General features: G+C 48.9%; 10 protein-coding genes, 1 tRNA gene and 2 rRNA genes. 12 read left to right on the top strand and 1 reads right to left on the bottom strand.

Annotated features, from left to right (window positions below; translation table 11 throughout):
* Positions 1 to 141 precede the first annotated feature (141 nt).
* The 7 genes from H6786_03030 (at position 142) to rodA (ending at position 14,825) form a co-directional block, all read left to right on the top strand.
* Positions 142 to 3,381: ribosomal RNA gene (locus H6786_03030) — 23S ribosomal RNA — on the top strand.
* A gap of 94 nt (positions 3,382 to 3,475) precedes the next feature.
* Positions 3,476 to 3,608, top strand: a tRNA-His gene (locus H6786_03025).
* Between the two features lie 79 nt (positions 3,609 to 3,687).
* A 5S ribosomal RNA gene (rrf, locus tag H6786_03020) occupies positions 3,688 to 3,795 on the top strand.
* A gap of 146 nt (positions 3,796 to 3,941) precedes the next feature.
* A complete protein-coding gene (locus H6786_03015) occupies positions 3,942 to 7,589 on the top strand; it encodes a hypothetical protein (GenBank protein MCB9816345.1) in 3,648 nt (1,215 codons plus the stop codon).
* A 144-nt stretch (positions 7,590 to 7,733) separates the two neighbouring features.
* Positions 7,734 to 12,182 (top strand): hypothetical protein, encoded by a 4,449-nt coding sequence (locus H6786_03010; GenBank protein MCB9816344.1) that lies wholly within the window; start codon positions 7,734 to 7,736, stop codon positions 12,180 to 12,182.
* Positions 12,183 to 12,272: 90 nt separating this feature from the next.
* Positions 12,273 to 13,661, top strand: coding sequence for a VWA domain-containing protein (locus H6786_03005; GenBank protein ID MCB9816343.1), 1,389 nt, complete (start codon positions 12,273 to 12,275; stop codon positions 13,659 to 13,661).
* Between the two features lie 45 nt (positions 13,662 to 13,706).
* Positions 13,707 to 14,825 (top strand): rod shape-determining protein RodA, encoded by a 1,119-nt coding sequence (gene rodA / locus H6786_03000; GenBank protein MCB9816342.1) that lies wholly within the window; start codon positions 13,707 to 13,709, stop codon positions 14,823 to 14,825.
* On the opposite strand, the gene H6786_02995 is transcribed toward rodA, so the two are convergent.
* Positions 14,798 to 15,958, bottom strand: coding sequence for a glycosyltransferase (locus H6786_02995; protein MCB9816341.1), 1,161 nt, complete (start codon positions 15,956 to 15,958; stop codon positions 14,798 to 14,800). The two genes, rodA and H6786_02995, sit on opposite strands and share 28 nt — an antisense overlap.
* Before the next feature lie 97 nt (positions 15,959 to 16,055).
* Between H6786_02995 and H6786_02990 the strand changes: the two genes are divergently transcribed.
* The 5 genes from H6786_02990 (at position 16,056) to H6786_02970 (ending at position 21,743) form a co-directional block, all read left to right on the top strand.
* On the top strand, positions 16,056 to 17,408 hold the full coding sequence (locus tag H6786_02990; protein MCB9816340.1) for a sugar transferase: 1,353 nt from the start codon (positions 16,056 to 16,058) through the stop codon (positions 17,406 to 17,408).
* A gap of 47 nt (positions 17,409 to 17,455) precedes the next feature.
* On the top strand, positions 17,456 to 18,364 hold the full coding sequence (locus H6786_02985) for an NAD-dependent epimerase/dehydratase family protein (GenBank protein ID MCB9816339.1): 909 nt from the start codon (positions 17,456 to 17,458) through the stop codon (positions 18,362 to 18,364).
* Between the two features lie 37 nt (positions 18,365 to 18,401).
* Positions 18,402 to 19,220: a bifunctional 5,10-methylenetetrahydrofolate dehydrogenase/5,10-methenyltetrahydrofolate cyclohydrolase gene (locus H6786_02980; GenBank protein MCB9816338.1), complete on the top strand. Its 819-nt coding sequence runs from the start codon at positions 18,402 to 18,404 to the stop codon at positions 19,218 to 19,220.
* A gap of 67 nt (positions 19,221 to 19,287) precedes the next feature.
* Positions 19,288 to 20,763: a protein translocase subunit SecD gene (gene secD / locus H6786_02975; protein ID MCB9816337.1), complete on the top strand. Its 1,476-nt coding sequence runs from the start codon at positions 19,288 to 19,290 to the stop codon at positions 20,761 to 20,763.
* Between the two features lie 5 nt (positions 20,764 to 20,768).
* On the top strand, positions 20,769 to 21,743 hold the full coding sequence (locus H6786_02970; GenBank protein MCB9816336.1) for a protein translocase subunit SecF: 975 nt from the start codon (positions 20,769 to 20,771) through the stop codon (positions 21,741 to 21,743).
* The last annotated feature ends 2 nt before the right edge of the window (positions 21,744 to 21,745 follow it).

The following is a 21,745-nucleotide window of genomic DNA, read 5'->3' as shown; positions in this document are numbered from 1 at the left end:
AGAGCAGGTAACCGTCTATCGGGTTAAGACAACAGAGCAACCGCTCGGGTCTTTTCGTCCCCGATAGACAAAAACATCGTCCGCGTGAGAACGCGGACATCACTCAAAATCTATACAGCGGTGTATAGCGTTCCCTATGGGAACGAAGGGTGTATGGTGGATGCCTAGGTTTCAAGAAGCGATGAAGGACGTGATATGGCTGCGATAAGTTTCGGGGAGGTGCCAAATAACCTTTGATCCGGAAATGTCCGAATGGGGAAACCCCGCTGTCATCGGCAGTGACCCTTGTATGAGGGGGCGTACGCAGGGAAGTGAAACATCTCAGTACCTGTAGGAATAGAAAGCAATATACGGAAATTTCTTTCTGAACAGATGCTCTGCATCTAGTTCAGGGAGCAATTCCTGAACGATGGTGCATTGCTCCATTATGTTCAGGAAGAAGTTTCTTGCGATTCCCGGAGTAGCGGCGAGCGAAAGGGGAACAGCCCAAACCATACATATTTATATGTATGGGGTTGTAGGGCAGAGTTTGCATTTAGTTGCGAAGAGTTACCAAGTTGGTATATAGGAAAACGTTTTGGAAAGAACGACCCCAGAAGGTAATAGTCCTGTATTCGAAATGTACCAGCCTCTTTTGACTCTGTTCCTGAGTAGCCCGAGACATGAATAGCTCGGGTGAAGCTACCAGCACTAACTGGTAAGGCTAAATATTCTTGGAGACCGATAGTGAACTAGTACCGTGAGGGAAAGGTGAAAAGAACCCCGGAGAGGGGAGTGAAATAGATCTGAAACCATACATCTACAAGGAGTCGAAGCCCTGCGGGGCGACGGCGTGCCTATTGAAGAATGAGCCGGCGAGTGTACCTTTATCCCTTGTCTAAGTGGCAATCCCACGGAGGCACAGTGAAAGCGAGCGTGAATAGCGCGAATATGGGGTAGGGGTACGACCCGAAGCGGGATGAGCTTGCCATGAGCAGGGTGAAGCGACTGTAATAGGTCGTGGAGGCCCGAACCGGTTGGCCGTACAAAACCATCGGATGACTTGTGGTAAGGAGTGAAAAGCTTATCGAATTCCGTAATAGCTGGTTCTCTCCGAAACAGCTTTTGGGTTGGCGTCGCATGTTTCTGCTGGAGGTAGAGCACTGGAAAGAAAAGACAGGGAGAAATCTCGCTTTTCTTATCAAACTCCGAATGCCAGTTAGTTAAGTGCGGCAGTTAGACTATGGGGGCGAAGCTCCATTGGTCAAAAGGGGAACAGCCCAGATCGCCAGTTAAGGTCCCTAAATTCATACTCAGTGCATCTTGAGGAGGTGAGGATTCCTCAACAGCCAGGAGGTTGGCTTAGAAGCAGCCATCCTTTAAAGAAAGCGTAACAGCTCACTGGTCGAGAGTCCTTGCGCCGAAAATGATCGGGGCTCAAGTATGATACCGAAACTGCGGATTTGCACTGTCTTCGGACAGTGTAAGTGGTAGGAGAGCGTCCATCTCTGCGATGAATCCAAGGCGGGAGCCGCGGTGGAGCGAGGTGGAGTGAGAATGCCGGCACAAGTAACCGCAAGGCAGGTGAGAACCCTGCCCGCCGAAATACCAAGGTTTCCTTTGCGATGGTGATCAGCGAAGGGTTAGTCGGTCCTAAGGGAATCCCGAACGGGGGACCCGATGGAGAGCAGGTTAATATTCCTGCACACTGCTATGTTCCTATGGAGGGACGGAGCGTTGTACTCAAAGCATCTTATTGGATTGGTGCTGGAACTACGAGGATGGATCTTAGGCAAATCCGGGATCTATAGTCCGAGTAGGGTCTGAATGTGCGGCTACGGCCAAGCAAATGAGAGGAGCACGCTTCCGAGAAAAACTTCGTTTGGGTTAAGCATAGTGGTTCCGTACCGCAAACCGACACAGGTGGTAGAGTCGAGAAGACTAAGGCGAACGAGTGAGAGGTCCTCAAGGAACTCGGCAAAAAAGCGGCCGTAACTTCGGGATAAGGCCTGCCCAATCCCTTCGGGGGGAGGGCCGCAGCGAAAGATTTCCTGGCGACTGTTTAACAAAAACACAGCTCTCTGCTAACACGAAAGTGGATGTATAGAGGGTGACGCCTGACCTATGCCGGAAGGTTAAGTACGGATGGTGTAATGACTTTTAGTTGTTATGCTGGGCTGTATAAGCCCCGGTAAATGTCAGCGATAACTATAATCGTTCTAAGGTACAGTGTGTGATTTATTCGTGCACTGTACGGACTGGAACGATTATATGAAACCTCGGTTTCATTGTTAAATAGCCCAAGCCATAGCTACCTTGCAGATAGGAATATCTGTATAGTCCATATCTAGCCACACAGAGACCAAATGCTAGACACCCCATCTCGATCTGATCGAAAGGGTGAAGATAGAGTCCTTCAGTGATTACGCGTAGGTTAGTTCTACGTAAGGAAAAGAAGAGCGTATTTCCTTGTCGGGTAAGTTCCGACGTGCACGAATGGCGTAACGACTGGGAAACTGTCTCGAGGACCTGCTCGGTGAAAATACAATCCCGGTAAAGATGCCGGGTACCTGCAGTTAGACGAAAAGACCCCAGGAGCTTTACTGTAGCTTCATATTGGGGCTGTTGAGTTCATGCGTAGTATAGTGGGGAGACTTTGAAGCTATCCTTTTGGGGATAGTGGAGTCGTCAGTGAAATACCCATCTTGATTTTGGCAGTCTCTAACCGGTGCGGCAAAACCGCATCGAGACAGTGTGTGGCAGGCAGTTTTAGTGGGGCGCTACCCTCCCAAATCGTAACGGAGGGGTCTCAAGGTTGGTTAGTCGCGAATGGAAACCGTGACGATAGTGTAATGGCATAAACCAGCTTGACTGTGAGGAGTAGATTCCGAACAGATACGAAAGTAGAGCATAGTGAACCGATGGTTGGCTTTAGATGCCGCCGGAGATTACCCGATAAAAGTTACCCTGGGGATAACAGGCTAGTTGTGCCCAAGCGTCCATAGCGACGGCACAGTTCGGCACCTCGATGTCGGCTCATCTTATCCTGGGGCTGGAGCAGGTCCCAAGGGTTTGGCTGTTCGCCAATTAAAAAGATACGCGAGCTGGGTTTAGACCGTCGTGAGACAGGTTGGTCTCCTATCTACTGCAGGCGTCGAATTTTGAGGAGAGTTGTCCCTAGTACGAGAGGACCGGGATGAACGAACCTCTGGTCTATCGGCTGTCACGCCAGTGGCACTGCCGAGTAGCTATGTTCGGAACGGATAACCGCTGAAAGCATCTAAGCGGGAAGCCGACTCCAAGATTAGAATTCATTAAGTCCCCCGAGAGATGATCGGGTTGATAGGCACTAGGTGGAAGTACAGTAATGTATGTAGCCGAGGTGTACTAATTGGACGTGGTTTCCCATAGGGAACGCTGTACATCATGTATAGATTTGAGTGAAGGAAGTTACCAAAATTGAATATGCGTATACGATCGTGTGAAATGGTTTTCTCGGGGTATAGCTCAGAGAATCGCTGGTGCTTTGTTGTGAGGCGCCGCTCGACAAAGCAATGCTGGTGATTCGCCGGTAGAGCACTGGCTCATGGAGCCAGGGGTCGGGGGTTCGATTCCTCTTACCCCGTCCACTTCTCTGGCTCTCATTTGTTCTTTGGTCAGGGAGCCATTTCACACGACCGTAGCAACGATCTGAATTGAATCTTTTAAGTTGGTGCTTTGGGGGAAGGGGTACACCCGTTCTCATTCCGAACACGGAAGTAAAGTCTTCTACCACCGATGGTACTGCGCAAGCGGAAGAGTAGGTAGGCGCCAACTTAAAGCATTTAATTCCTACGAGAAAACCACCGCAAGGTGGTTTTCTTATTATTTGTGGTGTACAAAACTGTTCACAAGTCTGGTCTGTTATTGTCTAGTGCTTGGTATCATAGTGCATATATTGTAAGCAGTTAAAACCCACCCATATGTTATTTTTTAGTAGAATCCGAACCGGTCTTTTGATGATGTTGCTCCTGGTCATGCCGACGTTTGTGTCAGCGCAGTCTGCAGGCGAGCCGGCAGGGGACATGACCGTTATCGCCACCACTGAAGTCTATGATGCTCAAATAATGGCTCAAAATGGGTCTGAAATGACTATTTTCTTCAATCTATACAATGCGGAAGGGGTGCAGCCGGGTATCGTGTATGGAGTTAAACTGTATCAAGTGATCGATGATGAGCGGTATCTGATCGATACTCAGTCATATGCGGATCGACTCGTTGGGCTCGGAGCTGATGAGACGTTGCCAGTTTCGATTGACTACACTGCGCCAGGTTTTCTCTCTGGTGAGTACGAAGTTTGGGTGGTGGCTGAGAACACAAGTGGTTTGTTGCTGGCTACCAATATGGCTGGTGTTGTCACGCTCGAAGGCACAAGTAGTGCTGTTGTGGTCCAAGACTGTGGGATGTACATGGGCGACAGCGATACGCTTGAACCACTCACTGACGCTCGTCTTTCCGGTGAGGAGTCTGTAGCGATCAGATGTACGGTAGTAAACTCAGGTGCTACGACGACAGTGTATACCGACTTCGAAACACATAAGGGTACGCTGCTTGGTCCGGTTGTGGAGGGTGTTGATGCGGCGGTACTCGGTTCAGCAACTCTTGGTTCAAATGAGATAGGATATGTTTCTGTTCCTTTGCCAACAACTGCAGAGTCAGGTTCGTATGAATCAGTTCTTGTGTTGGTTGATGAGGCTGGTGATCCGGTGGTTGCAGATATTCCATTTCGATTTACCATTGGTGATGAACTCGGTCGAGTACAGAATGTCACACTCGATGCTGGTAGCTATGCTGCAGGTGATACTGCTGCGGTGACCGTGACCTGGTTTGCGCGACCAACAGTCGAGGAGAGTCAGTCTGTTGCAGTGAGTATTTATGATACAGCCGGAACACAGTGTGGAACGGGAGAGGCTGTTGACCTCGGAGCAGAGGCGTTCATAACTACAGTCTCAGTCCCGATCACTGGAGCCTGTGCAAATCCACAGATAGGAGTTCAGGTTCGGTCTGGTGAGAAAACACTCGCGGCCGATTCGTTTGGTCATGTGCCGCCAGTATTTACGGATGTGAGTGGCATGATGGAAACTCAAGCGACTAAGGCTACTCCAAAAATGTCCGGGCAAGCTATCTTACTGCTCATTGTAGTGTTGTTTGCTGTTTTGACGATTGCAGCATTGATCATTGCATCAATTCGAAAAAGTAAGCGAAGTGATCACAACGATCCTGATGACCAGGGTGGTACTGTTGGCTCGTCTGAACTAATGAGCATCGCTTTTGCGATTATCGTAGCTGGAGGTGTTCTCCTTGGTGTGGGAGTAGAGCGTACCAATGCAGCAACCTTAACTTTATCAAATGGTCTGACGTTTACTGTCAGTTTCAATAAAGGAACGTACAATGTGGGAGAGGCTCTTACAGTGACAACTCAAGCAAACCCTTTTAGTGAAAGCATTCCATACGCACCTGACTGTGGTGATCGTATTGCGCCATATGTGCAGGCACAACGAGCCGAGACGGTCACGTACGATACTATCTGGGGACCGGCAGGCGGAGGGTACTTGGGAGCTGTACCGGTTCCGAATTCACTGGTGGTAAGAAGTATCGCTGGATACAGTACTCCTGGCGTGAAGTCAAAGATCTTGAGAGGTACTGTTGGATATCAGTACAACTGTGAGGATCCATTGCCGCCACCAGTTTACTTCAGTGGACAAATCACGACTAACTTTAACGTAATAGCGCCACCTTCAGCTACTATCACCGGTACTGGTTGTACTATTCAGGCTGATCAAGGCACTTGTAATGGTACGTTCTCTTGGAATATTCAAAATGCAAGTTTTGCAAATGTGTTGAACTCAACTACCAATGGGTCATATGGCGGTCCGCTCATGAACCCAATGACCAATGTGCTGCGACCGATCGGACATGGTACTAACGTGGTTGTAGCACGTGACAACTCGACAGTGCTTGCATCGGTGGCGGTAACGGGTAGTTGTGTAGCTGGTACTGTATGGAATGCTGTCAATGGTGAGTGTGAGGATGTTTCAGTGCCACCTCCGCCGCCAGTAGCGTTGCCAGCTTGTACACTCAATACTTCAGACGCGACGATTACGACCGGACAGTCAACCACATTATTGTGGGACGTTACAGGTGGAAGTGCGGTCTCGGCTACTATCAATGGCGTTGCGGTTCCGCTCCAGCACAATGCGTATTCAGTGACCCCTCCATCAACAACAAACTATGTATTGCGAGTGGTGTATTCCTCAGGAATTGTCCAGTGTAGTAGGACGATCACGGTAAGTGCACCAGTGCCAGCTGCATGGGGTAACATCAATGGCGCTGGTTGTTTTATTGGTGAAGGTGAGAGTGCGTGTAACAGTCTCTTTACTTGGACAACTAATGCTTTGTGGCCGTTTGTAGCGGTTCGAAACGCTGATACTGGGATCACGACAATCTGTGATCAAATGAATACAAACTTGAGTAAAAATTGTGCTTTGCCACATGGTGATAATACAGTGAGTGTCCGTGGGGGGACCACTGGTCCATGGTTGCTAGGCAACACTCTAGACTATGTTGTGGTTGAAGCTGAGTGTGAACCATATCTTGTTTACGATGGTGCAAATTGCATTGATCCTGCAGCTGGCCCGGGTCCGGTGGCGCCACCACCGACGTTAGGACTTACCGCGGATGGTTCGAATGGTCCGATCACTGTTACCGAGGGTGATAGCGTGTACTTGGAGTGGTCATCAACTGACGTAGATAGTTGTATTGGAAGCTGGGGAGTTCCAGTGTCTCCAAGTGGAGATGATACTGAGGTGGTTTTGGTTGACACAACATTCACGCTAGATTGTGTTGGTGATGATGGGTCAAGTATCACTGAATCAGTTGTGGTGAATGTGAATACAAAGCCTAATCTTGTGCCTAGCGTAAGTGCCCTTACACCGTCTGCTACCTTCAATCCCGTCACAGGAACGTATGACAATCTCTCTATCAGCTACAGTATCGTAAATGAGGGCGAATCTGATGCAGGTCACTTCGTGTTGAAGTTCGAGTTAGACTTTGGTGACGATGGGGTTATTGATGATATATTGGTGCGTCCATTCGGTGGATTTGCGGGATTGTCAGGTGGGGGTGGAGACACAGGTTCATTCAATGAGATCATGGCAACCGATGTTCCATTTGGAACGCACAGTGTCAAGATCACCGTTGATTCAGATTATGAAGTGGATGAAGGTGTTGCAGGCGAATCAGATAATATAGTGTATCGAAATACAGTTGTGCCAGTCCCAAATCCGGGGATCGAATTGAACATAAATCCAAAAACAGTTAAAGCTGGTTTGCCTGCAAAGCTTGATTGGAATACACACGCAGTGTTCCCGATGGACTGTGAGGTTGCTGGTCCGGGCATTACCACCTATTCGTTTGATCCGAGCAACCCGATCAACCCAACTGGTGAGCTTCCGACCGGTCCGGTCATTGCAAAATCAGAATTCATATTAACTTGCACCGAGCCAACTACTGGCGCAGTTTACCAGGACACAGCGATCGTTGAGACAACCGGAATCATCCAAGAAACTTAATCGAAAGATTATTTGCTCACAAAAACGCACCCAAACAGGTGCGTTTTTGTGAGCAAGCAACTGTCTACACGTGTTTACAAATCAGAGCACTACACACTAGTTTCCTTGCTATCATGATGATATTACAGTTAGTAACTATAAGATATGAATACGATCGGTAAAAATTGGATGGGAGTGTTCCTGTTTGTCTTGGTTTTTTTGCCAAGTCAGTCCTTTGCGCAACAGGGAAGTGCGCCACCTGATTTTGTCACTGAGATCGAGACGGTCGAAGATTACGAACGTCTCTCAGAGGCTGAACAGACCGTAGCCGATGAATACATTGCGTCAGGTGGTCCTGGTTTGTTTGCTGGTCCAATCGTAGGCTTGCCAGATGGTGCAGTATCCTGTTTTGATCACTACACGTTTGGTTCGGTGCAGGTGGACCTCTCTCCACAAGTGGGCAGTACCGTAAATGGGGCTCCGCTGACGTTTCATGGCACGATCCAAAATGAGAATCCATATCCGATCATAGATGGCGCGGTCTACATGAAAGTGTTCCGGATACCAAGATCTGGAGAGCGACCGCTCAATGGGTATGATGTGGTAGAGCAGCGGTTTGTGCTAGAAGATATCGATCTTCCAGCTGAAGCAACGGTACCAGCATCATTCACCTGGAATGTGCCGGTTGGTTTGGCGACGGGAGAGTACCGAGCAGTATTTTACTTCTCAAGTGCTAAGCGATTCAATTTACTTGGTCTGCCATTTACCGATGACGTTGGCGGGAATTCAGTAACATTCGCGGTGGCTGGTGAGATCGGGGGGTACGTTGGATTTAAAAAGGACGAGGTGGTGGTAGCGAATGAACCGTATCAGTTTACTGCTGCACCGAAGCAAGTTGATCAATCATCACCGATCGTGGTAAAGGCGATGCTTGAGAATAGTACGGGTCAGGAAGTGACTATTCCAGTGACGTGGACCACCTATGCGTGGGATCAACAGCGGTCAGAGAATATCGTTCATCAAGAAACACAAATGGTGACCATTCCGACTGACAGCACGCAACAACTTGCTCATACGGTCACAGATAATAGCAGTGCAGTGTATTTGGTGGTCGCCGAAGCAAAATATATTGATACTAAAAGTGTCATAAATGTTCGATTTGTGCGTGAAAACGTAGCTGTACCACGGATCAATTTTCCAAGTGTCACTGAATTTCCATTACTACCCGGAGAAGAAACCGTTTTGTTCTCGTGTGTACACGGAGCGGGTACGGTAGCGACAATTGAAGATGTAACACTTACCCTGACATTGATCGGTGCGAACAACATGCCATTTTATCAGTATGAGTATGAGGGAGATGTCACCGGTAGTATGATGGCTGTTGCGGATATATTTACTCCAAAGCAGGCGTATGACACGTTCACACTTTCTGCAACTTTAAAGCAAGGAGGGGAGGTGATAGAGGAGGTAACAGTCCGCTATGACTGTAAAACACTCGGGAATTGCATGGCCCCATCTGCCACGACTCTGTCTGAAGATGGCGGTATCAGTATTGCAAGCATCTTTGTAGTACTGTTGGTTTTAGTGGCGGTAGGCATTGTACTTTTCCTTATACTGCAGCGAAGGAAGTTCAATCACATTGAAGCTGATGAAGACGATGAACGGCACACCTCAGGTACCGGTAGTATGCCGCACTTTCTGTGGTTCGTTGCATTCTTCTTTGCCGCCAGCTATCTGTGGACTGGTACGGCAGTGCTTGCGGCTGGAAAAAGCGATGTGGTGAGCAGTATGTACAATGGTGTGCTGTTCTATAGACAGACAACTCAGTTTGGGAGCACTCTGAACTGGGTGCCAGGTTTAGAGGACCCAAACGTCAATGTGACTTACGAGGCGTCAGTATACGATCATGATACGGGTGTATTGGTGGTTGATAATAGTACTGTTCCGGTCGGTACTCGTTTACGATTTGAACCGGCTCGTGGAGAGATAGCCTGGCATGGAACGGGATACGCGATGGATACACCGTATGGTGTATGGCAAACTGATGCGGCGTGGCCTGATGGGGGAGAGAAGGCAGTGGTGAACCTGGCTCAAACGCAGATCGGCGATTGTAGTCCGGTGTACTTTCTCGGTAGCGCAAGTTTAGTATCTGGCATGTATGGCATATACGTGCCGCTGTCGGTTCATCCCGAAGAAATGAGTCTTGATCTCAGTGGTTCCACTGCTGGACTATCGCCAGAAGGCGGGAATGTGTATCGCATCACGTCACCCGGAACAGTCACTGCAGAATTTCACTTTGATGCAACCTATGGGCAGTTTTTCTATGAGTATGAATGGATCGATGGTATCTGTCGTACCTCTTGGGACAATACTCCGATGAGTGAACAACCAGCTGGTGTCAGCTTGACTGGATATACCGGAACCATTTCTGGTTTACTTCTTGGTGACAGTGGTCATAGTTGGACGCCGTACCAGCATCCAATTCCTGCCACAACCATCGTGTATACCGTACGAACTGCTGGCGTTGAAGCAAACGCGGCGCCAAGTGTGCCAGTGGTTACTCCAGATAGTGGTAATAGTAATTTAAGTGGTGATCAGCAGCGCTTTACGATCGTTGCGTCTGACCCGGGTGATCTGATTCGATATGGCATTGATTGGAACATGGACGCTGTGGTCGATGAGTGGCTGCCAGGTGTTGGATATATTCCTAGTGATACGCATTTGCCAACTAGTCATGCGTGGCTGACCGGTGGCGTGAAGACCTTTCAAGTTTTAGCACAGGATGATGGTGCGTTGACTTCAGGTTGGCGGTCTGTTTCGGTGACTTTATGTGCGGCTGACGAAGAGTGGGATGGAGCGAGATGTATTCCTGCCACTACAGCGCAATGTCTCGGGATAACCCCACTGCATGCAGTCTTGTATGTTAGTGATCAGCTGGATCTTGTGGTTGATACTCAAAAAGTGTATTCAGCTGTAAATACAACAGCGAAATGTGAATTTAGTTGTCAGGACGCATACACATGGAATGCAGTTGCTGGTACTTGTGATGCTCCTCTAAATGAGCCACCGATGGCGTTCATCCTGCAACCGGCAGGTGCAGTGACGGTTTCAGATGGGGCGAGTGTGCATTTTGAGGGTATGGGCTATGATGCGGTAAACGGAATAGCGCAGCACGAATGGCGTGTCGGTAATGGAATCGCCTCGTGTGAAACTGGAACTTTGTGGCATAGTGACGGACCAGGCAGCGATTCAAGTTTTGATACGGCTGCACTGACTCCGGGTGTATACACTGTGTACTACAAAGTAAAGGATACGGCCGGTGCTTGGTCGACTAATTGTCCATCGCGAACGATCACGGTCAATCCAGATGAAAACTCAAGTCTGGTGTCGGTTTGTGATATCTACACAAACCTGCCGATCGCAGTAGGTCCGGGTAGTATCGCGGCAAGAAATTTGATGAATGGACAAGTCGAAAATCTAACGGTTCATTTTGGTGACAATCATGATTGTTCGGACCCTGATATCACACTTGACCCTGCAACATCAATGACTGATTCCAATAGTCCTGATGCAATTGATGTACTACAAAATGCTGCCAGTGCATTTTGGGAGGTTACCGGAGATAATGGTGCTCCAGGAACCGAGACTGAACGTATTACGGTGCAGTATGAAGGATCTCAGACATATCTCGATTACACAGTGTATGTAACCCCAACTGTATCGTTGACTGTTAATGGTTCAACTGTGCCGATCGATGTGCCATATCATGGGAATGTCACGTTAGATTGGACAACTACTGGATCGGTAACTGAATGTACCGCCAGTGGTGACTGGGCAGGAAGTAAGGCTGTACCACTTGGTAGTGAGATGATCAGCAACATTACCGCAGATCAGACCTATACGATCGTCTGTACTGGACCAGGCGGCACCTCAGCACCAGCAACTGTACAAATTCGTGCGATGACGCCACCAAACTTGCTTCCTATCGTCGGTAGTGTGACACCATCAGCTGCGTTTGATGTTACTACTGGTACCTATCACGCGCTTACTCTTGCTTATGTGGTTCGTAATGATGGTGAAGGTTCAGCTGGTCCGTTCATCAACCAACTTGATGTAGATTTTGGGAATGATGGAACCATTGATGCAACAGTGAATCCGAGTTTTGCTGGTCTTGCTACTGGTGATACTCCAGCTCAAAATGAGTTACTTGCCATTGATGTGCCGTTTGGACCGTATCGAGTCATTGTGCATGTCGATAGCACTGATAAGATCGAAGAGGGAGATGAGACGGATAATATTGTAACGATCACGAACGAGCTCGCTGCACCACTATTACCGATGACCCTGACCATCGAAGACTTTGTGAAAAGTGGTGATCAAGCAACGATCCACTGGGACACAAAAGTATCATACCCAATATCCTGTTCGCTGTACGGACCTCAGATCGCGACACATAATTTTGATCCGAGTGTGTCCGGTCCAACCGGGTCACTTGTGACTGGTCCGATCACTGCAAAGAGTACGTATACACTCGATTGTGTCGAATCGACGACTGGAGCGAAGGGAAGCACTCAGGTTACAGTTGAGACGCCAGGTCGAGTTGAGGAGACCTAAAGACAAGAAAACACGAGTCCTACAGGTCTCGTGTTTTCTTTGTGAGTACAGCTGCTGATGGGGCGGGTTACCTGATACAATAGAGACATCATGAGTCGTAGAACTATGCGCCCGTGGGCAATTGGCCGCCGTATTCAGTACGGTACTGGTTTTGGTTTGTTTTGGGTACTCGTTTTTGCGTTGGTGTACTTTACGGTGTATTACGAACCAACAAGCTGCTTTGACGGAAAACAGAGTGGCGATGAACGAGGAATCGACTGTGGTGGTTCTTGTGTGCGTATTTGTACAGCAGACGTGCTTCCGCCACGGTTGGTCTGGGCAAAGAGTTTCGAGATCGTCGAGGGTCAGTACAACGTTGTTGCCTATGTTGATAATCAAAACCAGGTAGCAGCAACACCAGAGTTGCCTTATACCTTTGAGTTATACAATGGTAATACGTTGGTTGCGACTCGGTCAGGTAGTACTATTTTGCCACCAAACAGTGTCTACCCGATCTTTGAAGGAAGGATACAGACTGATGGGGCAGCGCCGGTGACCGAAACAAGATTGGTCTTGCAACAAGCGGATATGTGGATCCCTGCGTCAGTGGGTCGTGATCAATTCCGGTCCCAAGAGATTGAACTCATCCGAGCAGATACGAGACCACGACTTGATGTCGAGATCGAAAACACAGCACTAACAGATGCAAACGCAGTTGAGGTGGTGGCGACTATCTTCAATGAAGGAGGAGAACCAGTTGCTGCATCTCAAACACTTGCGGAACTCATCCCAGCCAGGTCGACGCAGGATCTAGTGTTTACCTGGCCTAATCCGATCGCGAAGACGGTGCGTAGTTGTGTCATCCCAACTGATGTTGCGCTCGGCATCGACCTGTCAGGTAGTATGAATAACGACGGGGGCGATCCGCCACAGCCGATCTCGGCAGCACTTGCGGCCGCAGAACAGTTTGTTTCCTCGCTGCAGGAGAACGACCAGGTGGCGGTGGTAACCTTTGCGACAGAAGCGCAGATAGTTTCTGGACTTTCTCGCACACAACAGAATGTAGCTGAGTTGGTACGAGGCCTAAAAATTGATGCGGCTGAAGAAACTGGCTTTACCAACACACCAGCCGCGTTCTCGTTAGTAGATGCTGTCCTTAACTCAGCACAGCATAATGAAAACGCTCGTCGTGTCTTGGTGCTACTGACAGACGGTCTGCCAACCGCAGAAGGAGATGAAGAGATCGTGACAGCGGCAATTACTGCCGCAAAGCAACTTGATGAGACTGGTATCGAGATCTACGCTATCGGGCTTGGTGAAGGGGTTGATCGTTCCTTTATTCAAGCGATCGCGACGGCTCCTGAGAATGCTTATTTTGCTCCGACCGGGGCTGATCTCGCGCGTATCTATGAAGAGATCACCTCGGCGCTCTGTGAGCTCGGACCAACTAAGATCGATGTAATTGCAAAGACGAAGGCCAACTTCGCGCCACTTCGGTAACTTTCGCAAGACAACGATCATGCTAAGTATCGTACAATAGCAGCTATGGGACAGTTGCGGGTATTCTTTTCTGGTTTTGACCTCACACTTTTTTTGAGCGTCCTTGGCTTGACCTGTATGGGGTTGGTCACCATGTACTCTCACGTCGGCGATAACGCTTTTTTTGATCGACAGCTTCTCTGGATCGGCCTGGCGGTACTCGTAATGTTTCTGGCTATGATTCCGGACTATCGTTTTCTGCGCACCGGTAACATCGCTTTTTTCTTATATGTCGCAACGGTGGCAATGCTGCTCTTGGTGTTAGTGATTGGTGAGATCACCCTCGGAGCCCAAAGTCGATTCGACTTTGGATTCTTCTCGCTCCAACCTTCAGATCCGGCTAAGCTAATTTTGATAATTGTGCTGGCAAAGTACTTTGCGAAACGGCACGAATTGATCGGTGACTTTCGTCATATTATTGTCTCGGGAATATACGCAATTGGGGTTTTTGGACTCGTGTTCATTCAGCCAGACTTCGGCTCAGCAATCATCCTATTTTTTGTGTGGCTAGGCATGGTTTTGGTGTCTGGTATCAAACTACGACATTTGCTAACTGTGTTTACGTTGGGATCGGTAGTGCTCGGACTCATGTGGCAATTTGTGTTTTTTGACTATCAAAAAGAGCGCATTATGACCTTCCTTGATCCGCTGTCTGATATTCAGGGTGCTGGATACAACGCGTATCAATCGACCGTCGCGATTGGTTCCGGAGAGCTATTTGGAAAAGGAATCGGGTACGGAACACAGTCGAAGTTGTTGTTTTTGCCAGAGTATGAGACAGACTTCATCTTTGCTGCATTTGCTGAAGAGTGGGGTCTATTGGGGGTGATACTTTTATTTATTCTGTTTGCGTTGGTGGTGTGGCGATTGTTACGTAGCGCTGTGCGTGGTGCGGCGAACTTCGAGCGCCTGTTTGCGGCTGGAGTATGTATCTTGTTTGTGGCACACTTTTTTGTGCATATTGGTATGAATATTGGACTGTTGCCAGTGACAGGTACCACGATCCCGTTCTTAAGTTATGGTGGATCGCATCTCATGACGGAGTTTTTGGCAGTGGGGATGGTGATGGGTATGCGGCGTTACGCAACAGCGAAGTATCAGCCGCGGGAGTTGTTGACCGAGTAGGTTGCAAAGGTTTCTCTGCACATACGCTCAAGTGAAAAGGTCTTTTGTATGGTTTCTTGGAGCGCAGTGCCCATACGGTTTCGCATACTTTCATCTCTGACCAGCATACCAAGCGCAGTTCCGAGTAGCTGTGGCGTCGGTTCAACCAGTAGACCGGTGTGGCCGGTGTCAATGATGTCTTGGTTGCCAGGAAGGTTGCTTGCGACAATTGGCAGTCCTGCCAGTCCAGCTTCAAGTAGGACATACGGAAGTCCTTCTTTTACAGAGGGCAAGAGAAACACATCAAAGGCCAATAGATATTTTGGTGCATTGTCTACGTAGCCAATGAGGTGTACTCGGTCTTCCAGTTCATGGGTAAGGATCAGTGTCTCTAGTCGTTCTCTTTCTTCACCGTCATGAATGATGAGTAGCTGTGTGTGTGGGGGTAGGGATGTCATTGCTTCGATCGCTGCAGACCAATTTTTGTTTGGATGGAGTTCACCAATGCCGCCGATCCAAGTTGCTTCAGAGGGAACGTGCGGCGCGAGCTTCGCTCGCGCCGCCTTCCGCTCCAAAAACTCGATCGATCCAATTCCGTTCTTGATGAGTGAAACGCGGTCAGTCATGCCAGGCATAGCACGTGCTCGTTTGTAGGTTTCGGTTGAGATCATAATGCTGTGGTGGGCGAGACGCAGTGTGATCCATGTGCCTGCGTATATCAAAATCCGCTGCCAGCGTGGTCGCCAAGTTTCATCGACGGTGAGCCCGTGTGAGGTGAAAATGATCCGTTTCGTGAACGCGAGACGTCCAGCGAGCGCACCGATACCGCCAGCTTTTGAACTAGTGACATGCAGCACATCTGGTTTGACTTTGCGTAGCAGTCGCCAGACTTCAAAGAAAGCGAGGAGGTCTCGACCAAGTGACATGTTTCGCATAAAGTGTTTGATCGGGTGGGTTTTGATCTGAGCCTCGGTGAGCTTATCGACCAGCTTGCCAGTGGCGGCACCGGCTTCGCCGGTGCCGCCACACGCCACTTGCACCGTATGACCAGCTTCTTTTGCTGCTACCGCCAGCTCCAAGACATATTTTTGTGCACCACCATAGTTACTTTTGGTGATGAGGTAGAGGATATTCAGTTTTTTCTGATTTTCCATAAAGAGATATAACCAAGCATACGGTTTTGGGGTTGTAGAGTCCAGTGTTTGAAAAGTATTGCTATTCCAGCAAACTTAGGTAGGATTTAACACATTTATGGGAGAACGAGCCCGAGAATTGTCAATCCTTATTTTGGGAGACATTATTGCGTTCAATGTCGCACTGTGGCTGACCTTGCTAGTGCGCTATTTTGAGCTGCCCACCCTCGAACGGCTCGAAATGCACGTGCCACCGTTTTTGATCTTTTCCGGTGTTTGGCTGTTTGTGTTCTTCATCCTTGGCTTGTATGACAAACACACCAACTTGCTTAAGAAACTGCTCGTCAGTCGAATTTTGTACGCGCAGATCATCAATGTGGTAGTGGCAGGTGTCCTCTTCTTCATTATTCCGTTCGGCATCACACCGAAGACAAACCTGGTGTTGTATCTGATCATTTCGACGATCTTGGTAAGTGCGTGGCGACTTCGCTTAGTGCCGAGTTTGTCACCAAAGCAACGACATAAAGCGATCTTGATCGCAGATGGTCCAGAAGCGGTGGAGTTAGTGGACGAGATCAATCATAACGATCGGTATAATTATTACTTCATTCGGATCGTTGACGAACAGACACTCATCAATACACCGGATTTTGAAAGTAAGATCTTGGCTCTCATGGAAAAGGAGCGGGTGGAACTGATCGTTGCTGATTCGACCGGGAAACACATCAGATCATTCCTGCCAGTCTTGTTTGATCTGTCGTTCTTGCGTTTTGAGTTCACGTTTCTAGACTTCAATCGTCTGTATGAGGACACCTTCGATCGGGTGCCGGTCAACACGCTGCGGTACGATTGGTTTATCTCAAATATCTCGCAGTCAAAGAAGGCGATCTACGATGTGGTGAAACGGTCGATCGATGTTGTGGGGGCGTTGATGCTATTGCTTCCGTCGGCGCTATTATTTCCTCTTGTTGCTTTGGCGATCAAGCTCGAAGATCGCGGCGCACTGTTCTACACCACAGTGCGAGTTGGTCAGTACAACCGCCCAGTCACTATTTACAAGTTTAGGACCAAGAATGGTGCTGATGTTGGTTCGCAGGCGCTCAGTAGTCAACTTGTCGATACAAAAGTCGGTTCCATCTTGCGAGTGACTCGGATCGATGAGTTGCCGCAACTCTTGAACGTGTTGCGAGGTGATCTTTCATTTATCGGGCCTCGACCGGAGATGCCTGCACTTGCTTCTGAGTACGCAACGAGGATTCCGTATTACAACGCGCGTCACTTTTTGAAGCCTGGTCTTTCTGGTTGGGCACAGATCAACAACTTTGATGTGCCTCGAGGTGGACTTGATGTTGAACGTACGGTCACAAAGTTGTCCTATGACCTTTTCTATCTTGAGCGGCGCTCGCTCCTACTTGATGTCCAGATCGCAATGAAGACCATTGCAACTATCTTAATGAGAACTGGAACTTAAATGAGATTCGTGCAGTTATAGAAACTACATAAAAATAAGTAGTAACTATGGCAAAAACATTTTTGATCACCGGCGGCGCTGGTTTTATTGGAACCAACTTATCTGAGTACTTGGTCGCTGAGGGTCATACAGTGAAAGTGGTTGATGATCTCAGTGCGGGGACTGACCCGGCACGTTTGCCGGATGCGGTTGATTTTCATAAGACAGACATTCGTAATACAGCAGAGCTGACCAAGTTATGCAGTGGTGTTGACGTGATCGTCCATTTGGCAGCACTGCCACGAGTGCAGTTTTCGATCGAGCATCCAAAGGAAACACATGATGTGAATGTGAATGGAACACTTTCGGTGCTTGAAGCGGCACGTGCGGCTGGGGTAGGGAGAATTGTCTACGCGGCGTCGAGTTCGGCCTACGGTGATCAGGAAACTTTGCCGCTATCACTAGATCTACCGCCACAACCAAAAAGCCCGTATGCGCTCCAGAAGCATGTGGGTGAGCAGCTGATGCGTCTGTGGAGTGAGATCTATGGTCTTAAGACGGTGTCACTCCGCTTCTTCAATGTGTACGGTCCGCACTTCGATCCGGAAGGGGCGTATGCGCTGGTGATCGGCAAGTTTCTCAAGCAGCGCCAAGAAGGGAAGCCGATGACCATTACTGGTGATGGTGAACAGACGCGAGATTTTACGCACATTAGTGATGTGATCGACGCGGTCATGAAGTCTGCAACACTCGATACAGTAGGGAATGGCGAGGTCTTTAATGTGGGAGCCGGAAAGCAAACGAGTATCAACGAACTCGCCAAGATGATCGGTGGAGAGATCGAGTACGTGGCTGCTCGACTAGAGCCAAAGCGGACCATGGCAGATATTACTGAGACAAAGAAGTGTTTGGGTTGGGAGCCAAAAGTGAAGATCGAGGATGGGGTAGCAGCACTCAAAAAAGACGCTGGACTCTAGCCCAAAATAGTACAAAGTCTGCTATACTGCCGCCATTATGATCGTGGAGGGTAGAGCAATTGCAGAGAGGATCTTAGTTGATGTAGCGGCAGTGGTCGCGGCGCGCCCTTCGGGCGCGCCGCGACTCACTGCCATTACCTGCGCTCCCAACTTCGAGACGCAGCGCTACTTAGCGATGAAAAAAGAAAAAGCCGCACAAGTTGGTATTGCACTTAATGTGGTCGAGCTACCTGCAACGGTCACTACAGACGATGTGATCGCATGTGTCTCTCGAGTTGCGCCTGAAGCCGATGGGGTAGTGGTGCAGTTACCGCTTCCTGTTCAAGTTGATATGCAGGCGGTATTGGCTACCGTGCCAGTCGAGAAAGATCCAGATGGGTTTGTCTTTGGTCATGATCCAGCAGCGTGTTTGTCGCCAGTGGTCGGTGCCATCGACGAGATCAGCAAGCAGCACCAAGTCGAGTGGGTCGGGAAGCAAGTGGTGGTGCTTGGTGAAGGTAGGCTTGTCGGAGCACCAGCTGCAGCGTATGCGCGGCAAGCAGGTGCTGAAGTAACAGTGCTCAATAAAGATACCTTCGATCCTCACGTATTACAGCAAGCAGACATTATTGTGAGTGGTGTTGGTAAGCCGCAGTTTATTACTCCTGACATGATCAAAGCAGGAGTGATCATTTTTGATGCGGGCACTTCTGAAGATGGTGGTGAATTGGTGGGCGATGTTCATCGTGATGTCTATCCACAAGCAGCATTGGTCACGCCAGTGCCGGGTGGTATTGGTCCGATCACTATTGCGTACTTGCTTCACAATCTCGTTTCTCTTTCTGGAGAAAAAGTTAAAAAAGCAGAAAACACATAGTTTTTTTGTGTAGAGTGCAGAGCGAGGCCAGTGTGTGGTATAACAGGAACCATAGTTTTTCTTATATATGTCTAAATCCACGAAAGAGCAACCCTCGGAGCAGTCAGTCGCATTTTTGCGGTGGTTCCGAGTGTTGGTGCTGATCGGCTTATTGGGCTGGTTGGCATTGACAGTTAAAAGTAATGCGGTCCTGCCTGACTCTGAGCATCCATTTAAACTTGGTCTTGATCTCGCTGGCGGGTCGCACTTGGTATACGAAGCAGACACTTCGAATATTGCGCCAGCAGAAATACCTGAACTCATGAATGTATTGCGTGATGTCATTGAACGCCGTGTGAACGTCTTTGGTGTATCAGAGCCGATCGTGCAAGTAGAACGCAGTAGCTTCGTGACTGATCAGCCGGTAGAGCGGTTGGTGGTAGAGCTTCCTGGTGTGACCGACGTGAGTCAAGCGGTAGCAGAGATCGGTCGGACACCACTTCTTGAATTCAAGTTGTACAGTGAAGAGTTGGCAGCACAGTATGACACCTTGCAGAGCCTCAGCTCTCTCGCCGAATCAGCCAGTGGCACTGGTGCAGCGATCAGTGCAGTTGAGATCAATGGAGAAATGGTAGACCCAGCAACGGCGGCAGAAGAATTACCGCTTCCATTTACAGATACGGGTCTAACTGGTCGGTACTTGGAAACCGCTACTTTGCAGTTTGCAGGCTCAAACTCGGGACAGCTTTCTAATGAACCGTTAGTGGCGGTTCGCTTTACCGCAGAGGGATCTGACCTGTTCGCTGAAATTACTCGAAATAATGTCGGACACCAGCTCGGTATTTTCCTTGATGGTGAACTGCTTTCTGCTCCGGTTATCAATGAGCCGATCACTGGTGGAACAGCGATCATTTCAGGTGGCTTTACTCCAGAGGAAGCGCGTGAGCTTGCAAAAAACTTAAGCTTCGGTGCTCTTCCAGTACCGATCGAGCTTCAGAGCACACAAACCATCGGTGCGACACTTGGTGCTGAAGTACTTGATCGTGGTGTCGAAGCGGGTGTCATTGGTCTTGGGCTGGTACTGCTTTTTATGGTGTTGTGGTATCGCTTGCCAGGCTTAGTAGCTGGTGTAGCATTGTTCTCATACATTATCATTATGCTTGCCCTCTTCCAGTTGGTACCAGTTACACTCACTGCTGCTGGTCTCGCTGGTTTCGTCCTCTCGCTCGGTATGGCAGTCGACGCTAACGTGCTCGTCTTTGAGCGCATGAAGGAGGAGTATAAGAATGGTGCTGGTAGTCGGGAGTCTGCAACTGTTGGGTTCTCTCGAGCGTGGAGCGCGATCCGTGATGGTAATATCACCAGTCTTCTCTCAGCGATCATCTTGTTCTGGTTTGGTACGTCCCTCGTGAAAGGATTCGCCCTCGTCTTTGGTATGGGTGTACTTGTTTCTATGTTCTCGGCACTGGTGATCACTCGAACGCTACTTGTTGCATTGCCTGATGTGAAAAAGAAGGATGGCAAACCACTATCATTTTTATTCGGTAATGGTCTCGTAAAGTAACGCGTATGTTTGTAATTACCTATCGAAAATTGTTGTTGACCATTGCTGCGGTCGTAATGGTTGGAAGCGCAATCATTATCAGCGCTCTTGGACTCAACTTAGGTCTCGACTTTACAGGAGGTTCACTGACTGAGGTGTCATATGAAGCAGCTCCGTCAAAAGAAACAGTTGAGGAGACAGTTGGTGGCTTTGGTTTTGCAGAGTATTCAGTTCGCGCGTCGGTTGATGAATCTGGTAAAGATACCTACTTCATTCGTACGCAAGATCTGACCGATGAGCAGCGTGGTGAGTTGGTTGAAGCTGTTACACAGATCGGTGAAGGAGGAGAAGTGACTCGATTTACCTCTATTGGTCCAGTGATCGGGGAGGAGCTTAGAGGAAAGGCCGGTTGGGCCATCTTTGGAGTAGTTTCAATTATTGTCTTGTACGTTGCGTTTGCGTTTGCTGGTATCGGTACTCCGGTCAGTTCATGGATGTATGGCGCGATCACGATCTTTGTGCTCATCCACGATGTGCTCGTGCCAACTGCGCTTATGAGTATTTTGGGCTACACCTTTGGAGTGGAAGTAGACGTGCTCTTTGTGATGGCTCTCTTGGCGGTACTGGGATACTCGGTCAACGACACTATTGTGGTGTTTGACCGCGTGCGTGAAAACTTGACCAAGAACCGGACTGAACACCGCAAGAAGCATACTGAGCCAGGTGGTTTAGTGCGTGAAGAAGTCACCTACACACTCACCAAGCCATACGATGAGATCGTCGGTTCAGCAGTTTCTGAAACTATGGCTCGTTCTATAAACACATCTGTAACAACCTTGGTAGTGCTCCTTGGTCTGTACTTCTTTGGCGGTTCAGTGACACAGACCTTTGCGCTGGTATTGCTGGCCGGTGTACTCGCAGGTACCTACTCTTCGATCTGTATTGCCAGCCCACTCGTGGTGACGTACGCAATGTACAAGGCTGCTAAAAAAACGAAATAGTT

This window comes from Candidatus Nomurabacteria bacterium (genome assembly GCA_020632075.1).
In the GTDB taxonomy this organism is placed as follows: domain Bacteria; phylum Patescibacteriota; class Minisyncoccia; order Phycocordibacterales; family UBA918; genus OLB19.
This window is presented reverse-complemented; position numbering and strand designations above follow the sequence as displayed.